Raw genomic sequence first — 22,674 nt, 5'->3', positions numbered from 1 at the left:
CCCTGCCTGAGATTTCAAACCGAAATCCCAGACAGGGAACTCACACCTTCTTACTTTTCAGAAAAAAGGTGCATATATTTGTTACTGTCCATTTTGAGGCCAGCAGCTTTTATTTTGCATATTTGCTCTTAATATACTCATCGATGCCGCGTGCACCTGCTTTACCTGCTCCCATAGCAAGGATAACAGTGGCAGCACCTGTAACAGCATCTCCACCAGCATATACGCCTTCTTTTGAAGTCTTACCAAACTCTTCGTCAGCAATGATACATTTTCTCTTGTTTACATCAAGACCGATGGTTGTAGAAGAAATCAGCGGGTTCGGGCTTGTACCAAGGGACATGATAACAGTATCAACGTCGATGGTAAACTCAGAACCAGGAATCTCAACAGGGCGTCTTCTTCCGGAAGCGTCCGGCTCGCCAAGCTCCATACGGATACATTTAATACCGGTTACCCAGTCTTTGTCATCTGTAAGGATCTCAACAGGATTGCAGAGAAGATCAAACTGTACGCCCTCTTCTTTTGCGTGATGAACTTCCTCTTTACGTGCAGGCAGCTCTGCTTCTGAACGACGATAAATAATATGTACCTCTGCGCCAAGACGAAGTGCAGTTCTTGCAGCGTCCATAGCAACGTTACCACCACCAACAACAGCAACCTTCTTGCCATGTGCGATCGGAGTATCATAATCCTCACGGAATGCTTTCATAAGGTTGTTACGTGTCAGGTACTCGTTAGCGGAGAATACACCGTTAGCCTGCTCACCCGGGATTCCCATGAACATAGGAAGTCCGGCACCGGATCCGATAAATACAGCCTCAAATCCCTCATCTTTAAGAAGCTCATCGATTGTTACGGATTTACCAATGATAACGTTGGTCTCAATCTTAACACCCAGAGATTTTACGTTCTCAACCTCTGCAGCAACTACTTTGTCTTTTGGAAGACGGAATTCCGGAATACCATAAACAAGAACTCCACCTGCTTTGTGAAGTGCCTCGAAAATTGTTACATCGTAACCCATCTTTGCAAGATCTCCGGCGCAGGTAAGTCCGGAAGGTCCGGAACCGATAACTGCAACTTTATGTCCGTTCTTCTGTGCAGCCGGAACTGGCTTAATACCATTCTCCTTCGCCCAGTCAGCAACGAAACGCTCCAGTTTACCAATGGAAACAGCTTCCCCTTTCAGACCACGGATACATTTACCCTCGCACTGTGTCTCCTGAGGACATACACGTCCGCAGACAGCCGGAAGAGCACTGGACTCACCGATAATCTGGTAAGCTTTTTCAAAGTTTCCTTCTTTTACTTCATGAACGAAGCCTGGGATATTGATAGATACCGGGCATCCTTCCATACATTTTGCTTTCTTACAGCCAAGGCATCTGTTTGCTTCTTCCATTGCCTCTTCTTTATTGTAACCAAGGCAAACCTCTTCAAAGTTAGTAGCACGAACCTTAGGAGCCTGCTCTCTGACTGGTACTTTCTTTAATACATCTGCCATTATTTGTCACCTCCACAATGTCCGCATCCGCCGTGATGGGTATCGCCTTCCTGAAGCTTCAGAAGAGCACGTCCCTCTTCGGTCTTATACATCTGCTGTCTCTTCATGGCAAGGTCGAAATCAACTTTATGTCCATCAAATTCCGGTCCGTCTACGCAGGCAAATTTCACTTCGCCTCCAACCATTAAACGACAGGCTCCGCACATACCGGTTCCGTCTACCATGATCGGGTTCATGCTGACAACTGTAGGAATGTTCAGTTCTTTTGTTAACAGGCAGACAAATTTCATCATGATCATCGGTCCGATTGCAACGCAGAGATCATACTCTTTGCCCTGGTTCTGCACAAGGTCACGAAGTACATCTGTACCCATACCTTTACGTACATAAGAACCATCATCTGTAGTAACATACAGATTACATACTTCTTTCATCTTGTCCTCAAGAATAAGGAGATCCTTTGTCTTGGCACCAACGATCGCATCAGCGGTAATGCCATGCTCGTGAAGCCATTTCACCTGAGGATATACAGGAGCTGTACCAACACCACCTGCTACGAAAACGATTTTTTTCTTCTTAAGCTCTTCGAGATCTTCATGGCAAAGTTCAGATGGCTGTCCCAGAGGTCCAACAAAATCTTCGAAGTAATCGCCTGCTTTCAGCTGGGCCATTCTGGTTGTTGAAGCACCAGCCGGCTGGAAAACGATTGTTACAGTACCTTTCTCTGCATCATAGTCGCAGATTGTAAGCGGAATTCTCTCTCCTACTTCGTCCATCTTCACGATGACGAACTGGCCAGGCAGACAATGCTTAGCCACACGAGGAGCTTCCACATCCATAAGAAAAACATTTGCAGAAAGTTTCTCTGCGTTGAGTATCTTATACATAGTTCCCTCCTGAAGTACTATATTTGTTGCTGCTCACTCCGCGGGCAGTAACCTATATTTAACCGTCACTTCATGTATATGTCCGCTGTATGGACACTTGTGTCGGTCATATCCTATAACACTATAGCACAAAAAGACAGGTTAGTAAAATAAAATTCTCCTGTTTTTCTTATATTTTTCCAAAAAATGTATAATTTTTCATTTTTCGGGGGATTTGCTTTTCTCTTCACCAATTAATTCATATAATTTTCCAAGAGCTTCTTTCATTCCTCCAACTTCATCTATCAGACCTTCTTTCACTGCCTCCGGACCTTCTAACATAGTTCCCACATCTTTTACCAGCTGCGTAGTGTCCAGCATCAGTTCTTCCAGTCTTTCCTGGGGCACGTGGGTATGACTGGAAATAAAGGTGGTGATCCGGTCCTGGATTTTCTCTATGTTGCGGTAGGACTGGGCAACACCAATAAACATGCCATTTGTGCGAACAGGATGGATCACCATGGTGGCACTGGGAACTACAAAAGAATAATCTGCGGATACAGCCATGGGAACACCAATGGAGTGACCGCCGCCAAGTACCAGGGACACTGTTGGCACGCTTAAAGAGGCGATCATCTCTGCAATGGCAAGACCAGCTTCCACGTCACCGCCCACAGTATTAAGTAAAACCAGAAGCCCGTCCACAGACTTGTCATCCTCGATCATGGCAAGCTTTGGCAAAACATGCTCATATTTGGTAGTTTTGCTGTGAGACGGCGCCGATTCATGACCCTCTATCTCACCGATGATCGTCAGAAGTTCCACTTTGTATTTATTGGAATTTTCATTTAAAATAACCTGTCCCATATCACGGATCTGCTTATTTTGCTGTTCTTCTTTTTCCACAGATTCTTTTTTTTCGCTTTCTGCTTCATTATCTTCTCTTTGCTGCATAAAAATACCTCCACACAATCGTATGGAGGTATTATCTGCAAATCTGATTAAATTATTCGTCCCAGTTATGCCATACATCTGTTACATCATCGTCATCATCCAAAAGATCAAGGATTCTCTGGATATCCTTAAGGGATTTCTCATCTGTCAGTTCAACAGTTGTCTGCGGGATCATGGCAACCTGTGCCTCAAGAAGCGGAACGCCTGCGGCCTCAAGAGCCTCACGTACTGCACCTAAATCATCCGGAGCAGTGAGAACTTCATAGCTGTCCTCTTCTTCGTTGAAATCCTCAGCACCTGCATCAAGAGCAGTCATCATCAGTTCGTCAGCGTCCATCTCGCACTCTTCCTTGTCGATGATGATCTGGCCCTTCTGATCGAACATGTAGGATACACAGCCCTGGGTTCCAATGCTTCCGTTACCCTTTGTAAAAGCGTTTCTTACGTTGCTGGCTGTACGGTTCTTGTTATCAGTCAGAGTCTCAACAATGATGGCAACACCATTCGGGCCATAGCCTTCGTATACAGCTTTCTCGTAACTGTCTGCGGAATCAGCGCCGGCTGCTTTCTTAATACCACGCTCGATGGTATCGTTTGGCATGTTGTTTGCCTTTGCCTTTGCAATAACATCACGAAGCTTACCATTGTTATTCGGATCCGGACCACCTGCTTTAACAGCCATTACGATCTCACGGCCGATGATGGTAAAGATTTTTCCTTTTTTAGCATCGTTTTTTTCTTTCTTGTGCTTTATGTTTGCGAATTTTGAATGTCCTGACATTTTTTATCCTCTCCTTTTGGTTCTTTTTTTATCTTTTCGGCCCGCACCTTTCCGATGGTTTTGTTGCCAAGGGAAAGAATTCTGAAACGGTAGCCGTTTACAACAATTTCTTTATCCAGATCATCTTCTGTAGGAATATGTCCAAGAAGATTCGTCAGATAACCATTTAAGGTCTCAAATTCCACTTTACCGAAATCAATTCCAAGCTCTTCCGCTACATCTTCCAGATACGCCAGTGCGTCAATGATCACACTGTTATCCTTCTGCGTCCGGAAAGTACTGTCGTCTTCATCGTATTCATCCAGAATATCTCCTACGATTTCCTCCAGAATATCTTCCATTGAGACAATTCCTGAAGTCTGTCCATACTCGTCCACTACCACTGCCATATGAATTTTCTTCATCTGCATGGATTTGAAAAGATCACTGATTCCCCTTGTCTCCGGAATAAAAGAAGCTTCCCTGATCAATCCTGGCAGATCTTTAAGAGGTTTGAACTTTGCCCAGGAATTCCTGGTAAGGAATTTCAAAGCATCTTTATAATGAATAATTCCTACTATATTATCTATCGTCTCTCTAAATACAGGATAACGGGAATTTCCTTCCTCAAGCATGGTATCCACAATGGTCTGAAGATTGTCTTCCTCATCAAATGCAATCACATTTTTGCGATGAGTCATAATGTCCTTGGCTTCAGTGTCCGTAAACTCCATGATATTCTGGATCATCTCTGCTTCGTTCTCCTCAATGACACCCTGCTCATGGGCTTCATCTACAATGGAAATGATCTCTTCCTCCGTCACCGGATCCTCCGACTGATTAAAAGCAACACCAAATGGTCTTGCTGCCAGCTTGGCAATAAAGGTTACGCACATAGTAAAGGGGTACAGGATCCTGGTAAAAAATCCTACAATCTTCATATACCGATATGCATATTTCTCCGGGTGATAGGTTCCGATTCTCCTGAATGTAAGAATACCAAGAGACGCAAGCAGAATGATCACCAGTGCAAGCACCAGGATCAATGCAGCCAAATGCTTTATGTAGGGATGAAAGGTCTCGGTAGCCCATGGAACGATAAATGCTCCGAAACAGACTCCGGAAGCCATAACAATCAGCGGAATCGCATTAATAAATGAAACAGGATTGTTGATCAGAGAAAGAAGAAAGACTGCTTTCTTATCTCCTTCCTGCGCCCGTTTCTCCACTTCGTTTTCGCTCAGATTGTGCACTGCAGCTGAAAATCCATAAAAAATACCATTCAGCCACAAAAGCAATAATAAAATGACAAAGCCCGCCAGGGGCATACTACTGCCAGATTCCATATATTAAACCTTTGTTCCTCCTAGACAGCGTTACCGCTTATTACCTTCGCAGTAACGAAAACATACTGCTGATTCCTTATTCCACAGCAGCACGAATGTGCAATTGCGGCAGTCAATGCCGCTGAGACTTTACAACTATATCACTAAAGTTTCTTTTCGTCAAGAGAATGTAAGCTCCAGGCTGATTTCAAGAGCATGGTTCACCTTGTCAAGCATAGGACCATCCAGGTGACATACTTTATCTTTTAATCTTCTCTTGTCAATGGTGCGAAGCTGTTCTAACAAAATTACAGAATCTTTTTCAATTCCATAGGCCGATGCATCAATCTCAATATGGGTGGGCAGCTTCGCCTTGTTCATTTTGGATGTAATAGCTGCGCAGATCACGGTAGGACTGTGTCTGTTGCCTACATCATTCTGAATAATAAGTACCGGTCGGATGCCTCCCTGCTCGCTTCCCACCACGGGCCGAAGATCCGCATAAAAAATATCCCCTCTTTTAATTACCACACAATTCACACTCCGTTTTACTTTTACTTTTCTGAAAATAAGTATTTCCAACTTTTTTCATGTGTATACATGTGTGGTATTTTTCCCGCAATTCGTTACGGGTTCTTGCAAAGCAGATAAGGGAAATCTAAATATCCTCAGTCAAAATATGTCAGCTCGCCGCACTCTTTCCCATCTCTGATATAGATCCTTGGCACACGCTTGCTGATATCACATACAAATTCATAGGAAAAACGGCCTGACAGATCTCCCAGTGTATCTGCACTGATAACCTCATTCCCATCTTTTCCAAGCAGTGTCACTTCATCCCCTGTCTTTACATCCGGGATTTCTGTCACATCTACCATAAACTGGTCCATACAGACTCTGCCACAGATCGGCGCTTTTTTTCCATGTATCAGAACCCAGCCTTTATTAGAAAGCATTCTTGGGTATCCATCTGCGTATCCAACAGGAATCGTCGCCATCTTTGTAATATGATCTGTCGTGTAGGTTCCACCGTAGCTTACCTGAACCCCTGGCTCCACATCTTTCACATAGGAAACATGACTCTTCAGTGACATTACAGGTTTCAGCATTACAATGTCTTTTTCCACTTCCTCAGAAGGATAAATTCCATAAATGGTAATTCCTGCACGGACAATGTTCAGGTTGGCTTCCGGTACACGGATTATTCCGGCACTATTGGAACAATGATGCAGTGGAATATGGATTCCATTTTTTTCCAGAAGATCCGCAAAATCAAGATATCGTTTCAGCTGAACCATTGCCGGGGTACGGTCGTATTCATCTGCTCTTGCAAAATGAGTGAATAAACCTTCAATTTCCACATTGGGAAGAGCTGCAATTCTGCGGATTTCCTCCAGACTCTCTTCGCTGTCCTTAAATCCGATCCTGGTCATGCCGGTATCCGCAGCCAGATGGATCAGACCTTTTTTGCCCGCTGCTTCAGCAGCTTTGTTAAACTTTCTGGCTGTCTCATAATCACAGACGGCCATGCGCACATCATTTTCGGCAAGTTCCTTATAATATTCTTCAAATACCAGTCCCAGGATCAGAATCGGTCTTGTGATCCCGGCTCTTCGAAGCTGTAATGCCTCCTGGGCTGTAGCTGCAGCAAATCCCCATATATAATCAAATTCCTCAAGCATTCTCGCAATAGGTACTGCACCGTGACCATATGCATCCGCTTTGATTACTGCGATGATCTTTGTTCCCTCTTTTATGTTCTTCTTCATCTGTTCAAAATTATATCTGATTGCATCAAGAGAAATCAATGCTTTGATTCTACTGTATTTTTCCATAACATTTTCCTCGATTTTCTAAATTTATCAGAGCATGCCCCAAAAGGCGTTCTGCAAAATGTACGTCACAATTCTCATCCTTTACTCTGAACTTCTGCCAGTTTCAAAACTTCCGGCAGGGCTTCGATCATATCCTTCGCCGTCATGCCGTGAGATCCTTTTTTCTCTCTGGCAATATCGCCGCAAAGACCATGAATATACACTGCCAGGGCAGCTTTATAGGAAAGCTCCTGTTCTTCCTCACAGCTTAAATACATGCAGAGAACAGCTGCGATAATACCGGAAAGTACATCTCCGCTTCCTGCTGTGGCCATTCCCGAATTACCAGAAAGATTCAGATACAGCTTTTCATTCTGGTCAGTCACTACTGTACATGCGTCTTTCAGTACCAGAACACCGCCACTTTTCTCTGCATATTGATAAGCACGGGCTACAGGGTCTTCCTTTAGTTCTGATACATCCAAGCCGCAAAGACGGCTCATCTCGCCCATGTGGGGTGTGAGAATGGTCTGTTCCCCTAGGAATTTCATCCACTGTGGATGCATTGCCAGAATATTCAGACCATCTGCATCCAGTATAACAGGCTTTCCTGCTTTTGCTCCGTTTTCCAGGAACCAAAGCATTCTTTCCTTTCCTGAGCCTTCTGTTCCAAGCCCTGGACCGATCACCAGCACATCACACCAGTTTAAATTTTTCCTATTGGCTTCCTCATCAAATTCGCTGGTCAGCATTGCCTCAGGCAAAAGGCTCTGTAAAGGAATCCGGTTCTCTTCCACAGTCTGGATCTTCACCATCCCGGCACCTCCATGAAGTGCTGCACTGGCACTCAGGCAGGCTGCTCCGCACATTCCCTTCGAACCCGCTACAAGAAGGACCTTGCCAAATGTTCCTTTATTTCCCCATGGTTTTCTTGCCGGAAGAGTTTTCACGTCAGATTTTTCCATATGCCAGGCAGCCTTGCTTGCAAGCTCACTGCCATCACGGTCCCGGTCATAAATTCCAATATTCGCCACCACAATTCTGCCAGCATAAGCTCTTCCCGGATACAGACAAAGTCCACGTTTTTTATATGCAAATGTTACGGTAAGATCTGCCTCAAAAGCAGTTCCAAGAACAGCTCCCGTATCTCCATGAATGCCAGACGGAATATCCACCGCTACTTTATACGCAGGAGCTTCATTCATATGGTCAATTATCTCTTTGTAATTCCCGGTAATCTCCCTGGAGAGTCCAACGCCGAAAATTCCGTCTACTATAACAGTATATTCATCCCATACAGGGTTATTCATTACCGGTACCTGGTAGCTCATGGCAATATCCCACTGATGTCGGGTTTCTTCTGTCATTTTATCCGGATTTCCTGCAAGATAAATCTCAGAACGAATTCCCGCCAGATGCAGAAGTCTTGCAATGGCAATGCCGTCACCTCCGTTATTGCCAGATCCGCAGACGGTCAGAATCCGTTCTTTTTTCAAATTAGCAGAACCGTTTTTCTTTTCCAGATATTTCCGGATCTCTTCTGCTGTGGCAAGTGCTGCCCTCTCCATGAGAACCAGGGAGGGAACATGCATATTATGAATAGTGCCATGGTCAAGCAGCTTCATCTGACTGCAGGTTACAACTTTTTTCATAAGGCCACTCCTAATGCAAAACTGCCGCCCGGTCTCCTGTAAATCCTTCAGCGAGACAAGCAGCAGTCCTCTTTGACTTTTATTCTTTGTTTTCTTTATGTTCGTTACGATACTGGCTTAAGTTGTAAGACAGTGCCATCAGACTCTCGGACAGATGAACGTTCTCTACGATCACATCCTCCGGGGCGTCAAGATCTGTATGGGCAAAATTCCAGATTGCCTTGATTCCATTGTCAATAAGAACCTTCGCCATCTCCTTGGCCTTATTCTTCGGCAGGGTCAGAATGGCAATCTCCACCTGATTCTCCCTGATAAATTCCGGGAGACTGCTAACCATCTGGATCTCAATCCCGCGAACGGAAATCCCCTCCAAAACCGGGTTTACGTCAAAAATCCCTACCAGGCGGAAGCCACGTTTTTCGAAGTCTCCATAATTGGCAAGTGCCTGTCCCAGATTACCTGCACCCAGGATGATCATGGGATGAATGGTGTCCAGTCCCAGTATTTTACCAATTTCTGTATAAAGATATTCTACATTATATCCATATCCCTGCTGTCCAAAACCGCCGAAATTATTTAAGTCCTGTCGGATCTGTGAAGCAGTCACATGCATTTTTTTACTCAAGTCGTTGGAAGATATACGTTCCACCTTCTCTTCCATCAGCTCCCCCAGATAGCGATAATATCTTGGCAATCTCTTAATTACCGCCTTTGAGATCTCTTTTGCATCCAAAATGTTCCCCTCCTTGTTTCCGCTGCCTGTAATTTTCCGCTAAAAACGCATCGCGGAACATTACCTGTAATCGGCAGCCCGCGTAACACTATGTCAATTATACCGAAATGTTATTTTCTTGTCAATTAAAGTTGTGCAGAATTACAAATTTTTGCAATTTTTTTTGTGATTTGACAATTATTCTTTCAAAAAATAAATTTTTCAAGTATAATATACTATTGAACATTCTAATAATGCTGTTTCTGTGTATACAGAACCGCCTTTTTAAGGAGGAACTTATGATTTTATCATGTCAGAGCATCTGCAAATCTTTTGGGGAAAAGGTGATCCTGCAGGATGCTTCTTTTCACATAGAAGAACGGGAAAAGGCCGCTCTTATCGGCAATAACGGTGCTGGGAAAACAACTCTTCTTCGTATTATCATGGAGGAGATTTCCGCGGATTCCGGTCAGGTGGTCATTGCCAAGGATAAGAAGATCGGTTATCTGGCCCAGTACCAGGATATCCACGGTCATCACACCATTTACGAAGAACTGATGACCACCAAGCAATACATTTTGGATATGGAGGACAAAATCCGTTCTCTGGAACAGGAAATGAAATACGTAGCAGGCGACAAACTTGAGAGCCTGATGAACAGCTATACCCGCTTGACGCACCAGTTTGAGCTGGAAAACGGCTACGCTTATAAAAGTGAAATCGTAGGAGTTTTAAAAGGTCTTGGATTTGAAGAAGAAGACTACGGCAAACAGATTGAGAACCTTTCCGGAGGTCAGAAAACCCGGGTTGCACTTGGCAAGCTTCTGATCTCCAAACCGGATATTCTCCTTCTGGACGAGCCTACCAACCATCTGGATATGGAGAGCATTGCATGGCTTGAGACCTATCTTCTCAACTACCCGGGCGCTGTATTTATCGTTTCTCATGACCGTTATTTTCTGGACAAGGTAGTTACCAAGATCGTGGAGATCGAGGCTGCCCAGATGAGAATGTACGAAGGCAACTATTCCGCTTATGCCCTGAAAAAAGCGCAGCTGCGTGACGCCCAGTACAAGGCTTACCTGAACCAGCAAAGAGAGATCAAACATCAGGAGGCTGTTATCACCAAGCTCCGCTCCTTTAACCGCGAGAAATCCATTAAGCGTGCTGAGAGCCGTGTAAAAATGCTGGACAAAATCCAGCGCATTGAGAAACCAATTGAAATTGATAACCAGATGCGTATTTCCCTGGAACCACGTTTTATCAGTGGAAATGATGTACTTACTGTAGAGGGACTGTCCAAGGCATTTCCGGGACAGACTTTGTTTACAGATATTAATTTTGAAATCAAACGTGGGGAACGTGTTGCCCTGATTGGCAACAATGGTACTGGTAAGACCACAATTTTGAAGATTCTCAATGGAATTGTGGATGCTGATGCAGGACGCTTTGCCTTGGGTTCCAAGGTTCAGATCGGATACTACGATCAGGAACACCATGTTCTGCATATGGAGAAAACTATTTTCCAGGAGATTTCAGACACGTATCCGACTCTCACTGAGACTGAAATCCGCAATATGCTGGCTGCTTTTCTTTTCACAGGAGATGATGTGTTTAAGCTGATCTCCTCTCTCTCTGGTGGTGAACGCGGCCGTGTTTCCCTGGCGAAGCTGATGCTCTCAGAAGCCAACTTCCTGATACTGGATGAGCCTACCAACCATCTGGATATTGCATCCAAGGAGATTCTGGAGGAAGCACTGAACAGCTACACAGGAACTGTCCTCTACGTTTCCCATGACCGTTATTTTATTAACCAGACTGCTACCCGCATTATGGATCTGACCAACCAGGCCATTGTCAATTATATCGGTGATTATGATTACTACCTGGAAAAGAAGGATGAGATGACCCGGATTTATGCTCCTGCTCAGGAGACCGCCGCTCAGGAAGTTAAGGAAAACGTCTCTGAAACCAAACTCACCTGGCAGCAGCAGAAAGAGGAACAGGCTCTGAAGAGAAAACGGGAAAACGAGCTGAAGAAAGTGGAAGCACGGATTGAAGAACTGGAAACAAGGGATAAAGAAATTGATGAAACCATGGTTCTGCCAGATATCTGTACGAATGTGGCAGAATGCACGAAGCTCAGCCGGGAAAAAGCTGCTATAGCAGAAGAACTGGAAGGGCTTTATGAAAAATGGGAGGAGCTGGCATAAAATACCAGTAACCTGTTCTTTTGAGCCTTACATTTCATATTTATTTCAAAAACAGGAACGGATTTCGAATATAAATATCCGAAACCGTTCCTGTTTTTTTATAACAATATTAACATTTTTACTTCAAATAGCTTTTAAAAGCTGTCTGTTTTATTACATGGCCTCAAGCTTCTCTCTGATTGCAAGAATAAACTCGCGGCTGTTAAGGACTTTTACATCCTTTAAGGAAGTAATCAGTGCCAGGTCTTTGGTCATCTGTCCGCCTTCGATGGTGGAAAGGGTTGCTTTCTCCAGCTTATCTGCGAACTCTATAAGCTCCTGATTCTGATCCAGCTCACCCCTTTTTCTCAGAGCACCGGTCCAGGCGAAGATTGTTGCTACAGAGTTGGTGGAGGTCTCCTCTCCCTTCAGATGACGATAGTAATGTCTCTGTACAGTTCCGTGAGCTGCCTCATACTCATAATATCCATCTGGAGAAACCAGTACAGAAGTCATCATTGCCAGAGAACCAAATGCAGAGGAAATCATGTCACTCATAACATCTCCGTCATAGTTCTTACAGCCCCAGATAAATCCGCCTTCTGCTTTCATTACGCGGGCTACTACATCATCGATCAGACTATAGAAGAACGTAATGCCTGCTGCCTCAAATTTCTCCTTAAACTCAGCTTCATAAATATTATGGAAAATTTCTTTAAATTTGCCATCGTATGTTTTGGAAATGGTATCTTTGCCACCAAACCACAGATCCTGTTTGGTATCTAAGGCATAATTAAAGCAGCATCTTGCAAAGCTGGTAATGGATTTGTCCAGGTTATGAACACCCTGGATCACGCCTGGAGTATCAAAGTGATGGATCAGCTCCGTTCTCTCCTCGCCATCTTCTCCTTTGAATACCAGCATAGCATCTCCTGGTTTGTCAATGTACATCTCGGTATTCTTATATACATCGCCGTAAGCATGACGGGCAATGGTGATAGGTTTCTTCCAATTCTTCACACATGGCTCGATTCCCTTTACCACAATGGGAGCACGAAAAACAGTTCCATCCAGGATTGCACGAATAGTTCCGTTAGGGCTTTTGTACATTTTTTTCAGATTATACTCAGACATTCTGGCTTTATTCGGGGTAATGGTGGCACATTTAACAGCAACTCCGTATTTCTTGGTGGCTTCCGCTGCATCTATGGTTACCTGGTCATCAGTCTCATTTCTGTATTCCAGTCCAAGATCATAGTATTCTGTCTTCAGATCAATAAAAGGAAGAAGAAGCTCATCCTTGATCAACTGCCACAGAATTCTGGTCATCTCGTCCCCATCCATCTCAACAAGAGGGGTCTGCATTTGAATTTTACCCATTATTACCTCCTAGTATATGTTTTGTGGTAACTGTGAACTATGTCCACAGCAACCCTATTTTAACGTAATTCCAAGTCTCTGGCAAGTCTCTGCTACAATTGCTTCCAGTTCTGCTTCGCAAAGCACAGTAACACGGCCATCCTCATACTGCTGGTCAACCCAGGACTTGATCATCTTTACAAGCTCACTGTTCTTATCAACCTTCTGGTCACCCTTCAGTCGATAATGGCTGTCGATCCAGTGTGCGATTCCGGCAGCTCCGGAAGTATTGGAAACGGCAACCTCAACCGGGCGGTTCAGGAATTTCTCGGTATCAAATACGTTATAGATTTCCTCATTTTTCAGAAGACCGTCGGCGTGGATACCAGCTCTTGTTACATTGAAGTTCTTTCCAACGAAAGGAGTTCTTTCCGGTATGTGGTAGCCAATCTCTTTCTCATAGTACTCAGCAAGCTCTGTGATAACAGTTGTATCCATACCTCCAAGGTTTCCGCGAAGCTGTGCATATTCAAATACCATTGCCTCAAGAGGTGTATTTCCGGTACGCTCTCCGATACCAAACAAAGAAGTATTAACACCACATGCACCATACAGCCATGCTGTTGTGGAGTTGCTGACTGCCTTATAGAAGTCGTTATGTCCATGCCACTCGATCAGTTCAGAAGGAACGCCTGCATGAACCATAATACCATAAATAATACCAGGTACAGAACGAGGGATCACAGCACCAGGATAGTTAACACCGTAGCCCATGGTATCACAGCAGCGAACCTTAACCGGAATACCGTACTGCTGGCGAAGCTTCATCAGCTCAAGGCAGAATGGGATAACATAGCCATAAATATCAGCTCGTGTAATGTCTTCAAGATGGCAACGGACAGAAACACCGATTTCCAGACATTCTTTTACAATGCTTAAATAATGCTCCATCGCCTGTTTACGTGTCATTTTCATCTTATAAAAAATATGATAATCGGAACAGCTTACCAGGATACCGGTCTCTCTCATACCCATATCGCGGACAAGCTGGAAGTCCTTCTTATTTGCACGGATCCAGCTGGTAACCTCAGGGAACTCATAGCCTCTCTCCATACATTTCTCAACAGCATCACGGTCTTTCTTACTGTAAAGGAAAAATTCAGAAGCACGGATCCTTCCTTCCGGTCCGCCCAGCTTATGAAGGTAATCATAAATCCTTACGATCTGCTCAGTGCTGTATGGTGCTCTGGACTGCTGGCCATCACGGAATGTCGTGTCGGTGATCCAGATATCATCTGGCATATGATGTGGAACAACTCGGTCGTTGAATGCAATTTTCGGTACTTCAGAATATGGAAAAAGATTTCGGAATACATTGGGAGTTGCAACATCCACAAGCGGATACATATGCTCCTCTAACTGAAGCAGGTTTGTGTGGCGATTCATAGAAACACGTCTGTTTTCCATAGATATTTCCTCCTCATCTCTTGGAACTCTTGCTGTCCATTTTACTCACTTAAAGCGACTTCGTCAAGTGCTTTTATACTGTAAAGTGATAATTCTTTATCAAAGTTTGTGTATTCTTTTTCGTACATTTCTTCAAATCACTTAAGCAGAAATCCTTTTCACACAATTGGCTGCTTTTACATTTTCAGAAACTTTCTGCGGTTAAATTTCCCCCACCCTTGCAGGTTTTGAGGCAGCCCCATATCATCTGCACTATTCATCAGCATAGTTTTGATATCCGTATTGGTAAGTGCAGGATTTTTTTCCAAAGCACAAGCAATAGCACCTGTCACCAGAGGCGTAGACATAGAGGTGCCGCTTTTCACACCATAGGAATAAGGTTTTCCAGGCACGCAAGACATAATTTTATTTCCAGGTGCCACAATATCCGGCTTGCACACGCATTCTGCCGTTGGTCCTCTCCCTGAAATAGCACTGCGCCCTTCCAACAAATCGCTGGAGCCCACTGTGATCACTTTTTTGCTGCTTCCCGGAGCTGTGATACTGCCCGGCCTTGGTCCCTGGTTTCCGGCAGCTGTGACCACTACTACTCCTTCATCCCACAGCTGCTCCACACTTTCCAGAAGCCTGGCATGGTTTCTTTTTGAGTTACAGGTAGTTCCCACAGAAATATTTACCACCCGGATCCTGTACTGCTGCCTGTATTCCCGAATCCACCGAAGAGCCCGAAGCACGTCATCCTGACTTCCATTTCCATAACGGTCAAGCACTTTCAGAGCAATGATTCCGCAGCCAGGTGCTGCGCCTCTGTATTTTCCCATGGAAGCAGTGCCATCTCCTGCCACCAGCCCGGCTACATGGGTGCCATGTCCATTATCGTCATAAGGTCTCCTTTTAAAATCCAGGAAATCATAAAAAGTCCAGATCCTGCCAGTAAAATCTATATGCTCATAAATCCCGGTATCCAGAATACACACACCGATTCCTTTTCCGGTATAAAAGGATTTTTCCATTATTTTCCCCGATAAAAAGAAACTTATAATAAATTATGTTTCCATTTTCCAATCTGCTTTAAAATTATAGACAATTTTTGAAATTCTCAAAAATTTTTGTCGCTTTTTCTGAGCGTATATAGTATAATAAAAATACGCATAAATTCGTATTTATAAAAGGAATTTTCCAGTAATATCAAACAATTATTTCAGGTGACAAAATGGAGTAAGTCACAACTATACATGAGAGGACGAAAATAATATGGAAAAAGACAACAGGCAGACTCCGGAGGAAAAATTTCACTATTACTCCGGAGCTATCAGACGTGACATGGGGAACCTGCTTAAGTGGCTGCTTCTGGCAGTGGTGGTAGGATGTATAGCGGGAGCTTTTAGTACTTTGTTTTCTTTTGTGCTGAAGGCAGTAACCGGTTACCGCAAGGCACATCTGTGGACCTTTTTTCTCCTGCCCCTGTTCGGACTTTGCATCGTATTTCTTTATGAGAAATTCGGAAAAGACGATGGCGGCACGAATCAAGTCCTTTCTACAGTCCGTTCCCAGGATGATGTGCCCTGGAGATCCGGTCCGCTGATTTTTATTTCGACTGCATTGACACATCTTGCCGGTGGTTCAGCAGGACGTGAGGGTGCAGCTATTCAGCTGGGTGGCAGCATTGCCAATCTTCTTGGCAGATGGATCCATCTTGATGAGGAAGACCGTCATGTGATCGTTATGTGTGGTATGAGTGCTGCTTTCTCTGCACTATTTGGCACACCAATGGCTGCAGCTGTTTTTTCCTTGGAAGTTGTCAGTGTAGGGGTTATGTATTATACAGCTCTTATGCCCTGTATGATCGCATCTTTGATCGCATCCCATTTTGCGGCTGGTATGGGCGTTACGCCGGAAGCTTTTCACGTAGTAGATATTCCTGCACTTTCCCTGGAAACAGGGCTGAAAATGGGCGTTGTAGCCCTTGGATGTGCAGTGATCAGTATTGTCTTCTGTATTATTTTAAATGAGACAGCCAGATTCTACGGCCGGTTTTTTTCTAATAAATATGCACGGGTAGTGGCCGGTGCCGTTCTGGTTATTTTTATTACACTGATTCTTGGAACTACGGATTACATGGGAGCCGGTGCTGAGCTTATTGAGAAAGCAGTGGAGACCGGAGACACCGATTATATGGCTTTCTTCTGGAAAATGCTCCTTACCGCACTGACTATGAAGGCTGGTTTTCGCGGAGGCGAAATCGTTCCGTCTTTCTGCGTAGGCGCCACTTTCGGATGCATGGCAGGACAGCTGATAGGGCTTTCTCCCTCCCTTTGCGCAGCCTGCGGAATGGCTGCTGTTTTCTGTGGTGTGACGAACTGCCCGATTACTTCTATTCTGATTGCCTTTGAAATGTTTGGCTTTAAGGGAGTGTCCTTCTATCTGATCGCCGTTTCTATCAGCTATGCGGCTTCCGGATATTATGGACTGTATAAAGATCAGACAATTGTATATTCTAAATACAAAGCCAAATATATAAACAAACACACAAAGATGTGACAAGCCCTGAAATGATAATATTCATTTTGCAGAGATTTTTTCGAAGCTCTATCCTCTGTCAAATGTTCACTACCTGAAATTTGCAGGAATCCGCGTTGCGGGCGTGGCAAAGCAACATCCAAAACATTCCTGTAAAATATAAAAAACGGCACACAAGCTGCCGTAAAAAGAAGGGGGTACATTTATGAACCTTGAAAAACTTTTTCACCTGAAGGAAAACCACACTGACGTGAAGACCGAAATCATGGCCGGTATTACCACATTCATGACCATGGCTTACATCCTCGCTGTCAATCCCAACATCCTTTCCGCTGCCGGAATGGACCGCGGTGCAGTCTTTACTGCTACTGCACTTTCATCCTTCATTGCAACCTGCCTGATGGCACTGTTATCCAATTACCCGTTTGTCCTGGCACCCGGTATGGGACTGAATGCATACTTTGCATATACCGTAGTTCTTGGCATGGGTTATTCCTGGCAGCAGGCTCTGGTTGCTGTTTTTGTGGAAGGTATCATCTTTATCCTGCTTTCCCTTACCAATGTACGTGAAGCAATTTTTAACTCCATTCCTATGACACTGAAACACGCAGTTTCTGTTGGAATCGGTCTTTTCATCGCATTTATTGGTCTGCAGAATGCAAAAATCGTTGTAAACAATGATTCCACACTGGTAAGCATGTTCTCCTTTAAGGGCTCCATGTCAGATGGTTCTTTCAATTATCTTGGAATCACTGTTCTTCTTGCCCTGATTGGCGTACTGGTTACCGGCATTCTTCTTGTAAAGAATGTAAAAGGCGGTATCCTGTGGGGCATCCTTATTACATGGGCGCTTGGAATCCTCTGTCAGTTTGTGGGACTTTATGTTCCAAATCCAGATGCAGGTTTCTACAGTCTTCTCCCGGATTTTTCCAATGGAATTTCCGTACCGAGTATGGCTCCTACCTTTATGAAAATGGATTTCGCAGGAGTTTTCTCACTTGACTTTATCGTTATCATGTTTGCATTCTTATTTGTAGATATGTTTGATACTCTGGGAACTCTGATCGGTGTTGCTTCCAAGGCAGACATGCTGGACAAAGACGGTAAGCTTCCAAAAATCAAAGGTGCTCTTCTTTCCGATGCTGTTGGTACTACTGTAGGTGCTATGTGCGGTACTTCTACTGTTACCACATTTGTTGAGAGCGCTTCCGGTGTTGCAGAGGGCGGACGTACAGGTCTTACTTCACTTGTTTCCGCTATTTTGTTCGCACTTTCCCTGTTCCTTTCCCCGATCTTCCTGGCAATCCCTTCCTTCGCCACAGCTCCGGCTCTGATCGTGGTTGGATTCCTTATGCTGACCTCTGTTACCAAGATCGACTTTGACGACCTTACAGAAGCGATTCCGGCATTTATCGCAATCATTGCAATGCCGTTCCTGTACAGCATTTCCGAAGGTATTGCACTTGGTGTTATCTCTTATGTTATTATCAACGTCTGTACTGGAAAAGCTAAAGACAAAAAGATCAGCCCGCTTATGTATGCACTGGCTGTTATCTTTGTTCTGAAATATGTATTCCTGTAAAAACAGAATGAAATAATTGTACGATTTGCAGTAACATTATTCACGGAACATCACCTGTAAATCGCAATAAATAATCCTAAAAATTCCCCTGCCATGGAACCACGCTTTCCTGGCAGGGGAATCTTTCTATAACACTACTTAAGGGGGGGTATAAGGTAGATTACATCTGTGAAATCATCTCGTAAATCTGTCACTGTTCACTTTGCAGTTAGTAACCGCTTCGCGGAACATTAGCGTTTTACATTGAATGCGCTCATTCCAGGATATACTGCTGCATCTCCAAGCTCTTCCTCGATGCGGAGCAGCTGATTGTATTTTGCAACACGCTCTGTTCTGGACGGAGCACCGGTCTTGATCTGGCAGGTATTTAATGCTACTGCAAGGTCAGCAATCGTAGTATCCTCTGTCTCGCCTGAACGATGGGAAGAAATTGCTGTATAACCAGCCTTATGAGCCATCTTGATTGCCTCAAGAGTCTCTGATACAGATCCGATCTGGTTCAGCTTGATTAGGATGGAATTGCCGCATCCAAGAGAAATACCTTTGGAAAGTCTCTCTGTATTTGTTACAAACAGGTCATCACCTACCAGCTGCACTTTATCTCCCAGTTCTTTGGTAAGCTTCTTCCATCCTTCCCAGTCTTCCTCATCAAGCGCATCCTCGATGGAGATGATCGGATACTTGTCAACCAGCTTTTTCCAGTGGTCGATCAGCTCGTCAGATGTGTAAACAGTACCGGCCTTTGGAAGCTTGTACTCGCCAATTTTACCAGTCTTCCACTCAGAAGAAGCTGCGTCCATAGCGATCATAAAATCTTTTCCTGGCTCATAGCCTGCATTCTTAACAGCCTCAAGAATTGTCTCAATTGCTTCCTCGTCAGATTTCAGAGCTGGTGCAAAACCACCCTCATCACCAACAGATGTTGCAAGTCCTCTTGATTTCAGAATAGCTGCAAGAGCATGGAAAACTTCTGCACACCATCTTAAGCACTCTTTGAAGCTTGGTGCTCCAACTGGCATGATCATGAACTCCTGCACATCAAGTCCTGAGGAAAGTGCATGGCAGCCGCCGTTTACAATGTTCATCATCGGTACTGGCATACGGTTTCCGGAAATACCACCGAGGAAACGATAAAGCGGGATATCAAGGGATGTTGCAGCTGCACGGCAGCATGCGATGGAAACAGCCAGGATTGCATTTGCACCAAAGTTTGATTTGTCCTTGGTTCCGTCAGCTTTGATCATCGCCTTGTCAATTGCATAAATATCGGATGCATCCATTCCTGAGATTGTGTCGTTGATGGATGTATTAATGTTCTCTACAGCCTTTGTAACACCTTTTCCAAGGTATCTGTTCTTATCATTATCTCTAAGCTCCAGAGCCTCAAATTCGCCTGTAGAAGCGCCGCTGGGAGCAGCTCCTCTGCCGATGGTTCCATCTACCAGATAAACCTCTGCTTCTACTGTAGGATTTCCTCTGGAATCCATAATTTCTCTTCCAATGACTTTCTCAATTTCTAAGTAATCCATGGTATGTATACTCCTTTCATTTTTCAAAGGAACTCCTTCGCGAACTGCTTCCCGGAAAAGTCCAGCCGCAATCCGCATCATATTATGTCAGCGGTCTTTCTGTCATAATAAGAAGTCCAAATGATTTACACCGTTAGGTTAGCCACCCCTAACTCTGTAATTAGTATAAACTAACCATAACGAGATTGCAAGAGAAATAGGTGATAATATTTTTCATGATGTGTACGTGGTTTGTTTTCCGGTCACACTTCCACGATGTATTCTGATAACCGAGAAATAACAGGCTCCAGAGCCTGTTTCAAACGCGCTCTAGTTCAGGTAATTATACACTATACTGGAAAATTTCCTTGATTCCATTTATGCCCGTATACCCCTGCTTTTTCAAATACTTGTTAATATAATTGCACCCTGATGAAAAACTGCCATTTCCAAGTGTCCTTACAAGCTCATTATAGCACTCATTGTCACTGACCGTGATCATACTGTTCAGAAGACTTTTCACTGTTCCATTCAGGTTGATCCGCTTCTTATTGCCGCTGGCATAAACTGCTTCCATAACAAAAAGCTTGATCACACTGGCTGGATACATACTGGTTTCATTAATAGACAAAATATCCCCTGTTTTCAGATTTTCCACATACACAGACCAGTTGCCGCTGTACCCATTTACGGTGGACTGGAGTTTCTTCTTCAGTTTTCCCAGACGTACCTCTTCTTTGGCACATTTCCTGCCCTCTTCATTTACATACACATTCTCTGAAACCATCTGACTTGTAGCGATTGTTCCGTTGGCTGTAAGATAATAGCCCTTATACCAACGGTTTGTGTACAATTTTCCATTTTTATTTAATGCCAGCTTTTTCCCTTTAATGGTAATCCAGCCTGCATTCTCTTTCCCATTTTTCTTCCCCTGTATAAATAAAACGAGATAGAACTTAACTTATTCTCACTCTATAAGATTCGCAAATTTATCGCCATATTTCTTTTTACTAATATACGCCATTATAATTCCTAAAAGAATCCATCCACCGACAATAATCCATTCCTGCCAGACCAATGTACAATTCGTCTCCGGAATAATATACATGGCGGACATGGTTCCTGACATAATAACTGCAACTATTCCTACAAATTTGTAGTGTTTTACCTTATATGGTCTCCTCATATCAGCTTCTTTCCTTCTTAAAACTATAAAGGACAGTGATACAATGCAATAAGCAAAACAGCAGGCAAAATTTCCTGCATCAACAATCCACACAAGCATTGACCGGCCAAAAAACGGGGAAATAACTGATAATGCCCCAATTAACAGCAATGAATTCACAGGTGTATTGTATTTCTTATGTAGTACAGCAAATTTCCTGGGAAGCATATAGGAAACAGACATCGAATACAAAGCTCTGCTCCCGCCAATCAGGAACGAATTCCAACTGGTAACAATACCGCAAAGACCACCAATTATCAGGACTTTAGCCATATTAGCATTATTAAATGCAACACCCATTGCATCGGCAGTTACAAGGCCGGTGGCGGAAGACATCGATGTCTTAATCTGTCCTGCATTCATAACATATCCAACAGCCAGAACAACCAGAACATAGAAAGAAACCGCCATAATGATAGAAAGAATCATCATCTTCCCCAATTTTTTCAAAGGAACATTAATTTCTTCAGCTGCCTGTGGTATAACATCAAATCCAAAAAGAAAAAAAGGCGTCATTATAGCGACCTTTGCAATATTTTGAATAATTTCGCCATTGGTGTCTCCAACCAATAACTGATTCTGAAGATTGTTTACGTTTCCTGAATATGCAGCTCCTGCAACCAGTGCGATCCCTACTGCCGCAATTACACAAGTTAATATTTTCTGAAATCTTGCAGCTTTCTTCATTCCAATAATATTGAGGAATAGAATTAACAGCGCCATTCCAATTGCAATAAGCAGCCATGTAAAATATATATCAAATCCGCCAACCGAATATAAATATCCTCTGGCTATTTTAGGAAAAACATATTGAAGGATAGTTGGAAATGATACTGCCTCATAGCATACAACGCCAATGTAGCTTAAAATAATAGACCATGTACATATATAGGCTCCAATAGAGCCAAATGCCTTATAGCTAAATACATGTTCACCACCACATTTCGGCATTGCGGTAGTCAGTTCGGCATAACACAAACCTACAAAGTAGATCATAATACCGCCAATAATAAATCCAAGTACCGTTCCAAGAACTCCACCACTGGTAATCCACTGACCAGAGGACACAACCCATCCCCATCCAATCATAGCACCAAATGCTACGACCAAAACATCACCCGTGTTGAGCACTTTGCTAAATTCTGACTCTCTATTACTCACTAACATCCTCTCTTTCCTTAATCCTGTGAGAATTTTATACCGTCATTCTTTAATATGGATGACCTCCAAT

18 protein-coding genes are annotated in these 22,674 nt (G+C 43.7%); 3 read left to right on the top strand and 15 right to left on the bottom strand.

Features of this window, described 5'->3' with window-relative positions; genetic code table 11:
- Positions 1–109 precede the first annotated feature (109 nt).
- The 9 genes from gltA to LIZ66_RS00955 all read right to left on the bottom strand — a co-directional run bounded on the left by gltA (position 110) and on the right by LIZ66_RS00955 (position 9,611).
- The gene (gene gltA / locus LIZ66_RS00995) at positions 110–1,507 is read right to left on the bottom strand and encodes an NADPH-dependent glutamate synthase (RefSeq protein WP_148462574.1); all 1,398 of its coding nucleotides are present in this window, start codon (positions 1,505–1,507) and stop codon (positions 110–112) included.
- On the bottom strand, positions 1,507–2,394 hold the full coding sequence (locus LIZ66_RS00990; RefSeq protein WP_118578399.1) for a sulfide/dihydroorotate dehydrogenase-like FAD/NAD-binding protein: 888 nt from the start codon (positions 2,392–2,394) through the stop codon (positions 1,507–1,509). Before LIZ66_RS00990 ends, gltA begins: the two co-directional genes overlap by 1 nt.
- A gap of 198 nt (positions 2,395–2,592) precedes the next feature.
- Positions 2,593–3,327: a ClpP family protease gene (locus LIZ66_RS00985; protein WP_173718685.1), complete on the bottom strand. Its 735-nt coding sequence runs from the start codon at positions 3,325–3,327 to the stop codon at positions 2,593–2,595.
- Positions 3,328–3,379: 52 nt separating this feature from the next.
- Positions 3,380–4,108 carry a YebC/PmpR family DNA-binding transcriptional regulator gene (locus LIZ66_RS00980; RefSeq protein WP_118578401.1) on the bottom strand — a complete coding sequence of 243 codons (729 nt, stop codon included), beginning with the start codon at positions 4,106–4,108 and terminating at the stop codon, positions 3,380–3,382.
- Positions 4,078–5,433: a hemolysin family protein gene (locus tag LIZ66_RS00975; protein ID WP_173735607.1), complete on the bottom strand. Its 1,356-nt coding sequence runs from the start codon at positions 5,431–5,433 to the stop codon at positions 4,078–4,080. The genes LIZ66_RS00980 and LIZ66_RS00975 overlap by 31 nt, the downstream gene beginning before the upstream one ends.
- Before the next feature lie 159 nt (positions 5,434–5,592).
- Positions 5,593–5,943 carry a type II toxin-antitoxin system PemK/MazF family toxin gene (locus LIZ66_RS00970; protein WP_021926628.1) on the bottom strand — a complete coding sequence of 117 codons (351 nt, stop codon included), beginning with the start codon at positions 5,941–5,943 and terminating at the stop codon, positions 5,593–5,595.
- 137 nt (positions 5,944–6,080) lie between these two features.
- The gene (gene alr / locus LIZ66_RS00965) at positions 6,081–7,247 is read right to left on the bottom strand and encodes an alanine racemase (protein ID WP_173735606.1); all 1,167 of its coding nucleotides are present in this window, start codon (positions 7,245–7,247) and stop codon (positions 6,081–6,083) included.
- A gap of 74 nt (positions 7,248–7,321) precedes the next feature.
- Positions 7,322–8,878 carry an NAD(P)H-hydrate dehydratase gene (locus LIZ66_RS00960; RefSeq protein WP_227200013.1) on the bottom strand — a complete coding sequence of 519 codons (1,557 nt, stop codon included), beginning with the start codon at positions 8,876–8,878 and terminating at the stop codon, positions 7,322–7,324.
- Positions 8,879–8,957: 79 nt separating this feature from the next.
- Positions 8,958–9,611, bottom strand: coding sequence for a redox-sensing transcriptional repressor Rex (locus tag LIZ66_RS00955; protein ID WP_118578406.1), 654 nt, complete (start codon positions 9,609–9,611; stop codon positions 8,958–8,960).
- Between the two features lie 278 nt (positions 9,612–9,889).
- Between LIZ66_RS00955 and LIZ66_RS00950 the strand changes: the two genes are divergently transcribed.
- Entirely contained in the window at positions 9,890–11,803 is a 1,914-nt protein-coding gene (locus LIZ66_RS00950; RefSeq protein WP_226837620.1) for an ABC-F family ATP-binding cassette domain-containing protein, read from the top strand.
- Positions 11,804–11,956: 153 nt separating this feature from the next.
- Here LIZ66_RS00950 and LIZ66_RS00945 read toward each other — a convergent pair whose 3' ends face one another.
- The 3 genes from LIZ66_RS00945 to LIZ66_RS00935 all read right to left on the bottom strand — a co-directional run bounded on the left by LIZ66_RS00945 (position 11,957) and on the right by LIZ66_RS00935 (position 15,621).
- Entirely contained in the window at positions 11,957–13,162 is a 1,206-nt protein-coding gene (locus tag LIZ66_RS00945) for an NADP-dependent isocitrate dehydrogenase (protein WP_226837621.1), read from the bottom strand.
- Between the two features lie 54 nt (positions 13,163–13,216).
- Positions 13,217–14,608, bottom strand: a complete 1,392-nt coding sequence (locus LIZ66_RS00940) for a 2-isopropylmalate synthase (protein ID WP_226837622.1) — start codon at positions 14,606–14,608, stop codon at positions 13,217–13,219.
- A gap of 176 nt (positions 14,609–14,784) precedes the next feature.
- Positions 14,785–15,621, bottom strand: a complete 837-nt coding sequence (locus tag LIZ66_RS00935) for a S8 family peptidase (RefSeq protein ID WP_173718678.1) — start codon at positions 15,619–15,621, stop codon at positions 14,785–14,787.
- A 241-nt stretch (positions 15,622–15,862) separates the two neighbouring features.
- Here LIZ66_RS00935 and LIZ66_RS00930 point away from each other — a divergent pair, with 241 nt between their 5' ends.
- Together LIZ66_RS00930 and LIZ66_RS00925 are read left to right on the top strand one after the other, a co-directional pair.
- A complete protein-coding gene (locus tag LIZ66_RS00930) occupies positions 15,863–17,149 on the top strand; it encodes a chloride channel protein (RefSeq protein ID WP_226837623.1) in 1,287 nt (428 codons plus the stop codon).
- A 184-nt stretch (positions 17,150–17,333) separates the two neighbouring features.
- On the top strand, positions 17,334–18,710 hold the full coding sequence (locus tag LIZ66_RS00925) for an NCS2 family permease (protein WP_173773234.1): 1,377 nt from the start codon (positions 17,334–17,336) through the stop codon (positions 18,708–18,710).
- A gap of 230 nt (positions 18,711–18,940) precedes the next feature.
- Here the strand turns inward: LIZ66_RS00925 and eno are convergent, their stop codons facing one another.
- The 3 genes from eno to LIZ66_RS00910 form a co-directional block, all read right to left on the bottom strand.
- Entirely contained in the window at positions 18,941–20,239 is a 1,299-nt protein-coding gene (eno, locus tag LIZ66_RS00920; protein ID WP_226837624.1) for a phosphopyruvate hydratase, read from the bottom strand.
- A gap of 322 nt (positions 20,240–20,561) precedes the next feature.
- Positions 20,562–21,071: a serine hydrolase gene (locus LIZ66_RS00915; RefSeq protein ID WP_195409576.1), complete on the bottom strand. Its 510-nt coding sequence runs from the start codon at positions 21,069–21,071 to the stop codon at positions 20,562–20,564.
- A gap of 114 nt (positions 21,072–21,185) precedes the next feature.
- Positions 21,186–22,610 (bottom strand): APC family permease, encoded by a 1,425-nt coding sequence (locus LIZ66_RS00910; RefSeq protein ID WP_207742927.1) that lies wholly within the window; start codon positions 22,608–22,610, stop codon positions 21,186–21,188.
- Positions 22,611–22,674 lie beyond the last annotated feature (64 nt).

The sequence above is a fragment of the Blautia faecis genome (genome assembly GCF_020554845.1).
Lineage (GTDB): Bacteria > Bacillota > Clostridia > Lachnospirales > Lachnospiraceae > Blautia_A > Blautia_A faecis.
The sequence above is the reverse complement of the archived record's forward strand: the minus strand, read 5'-3'. Positions and strand labels throughout refer to the sequence as shown.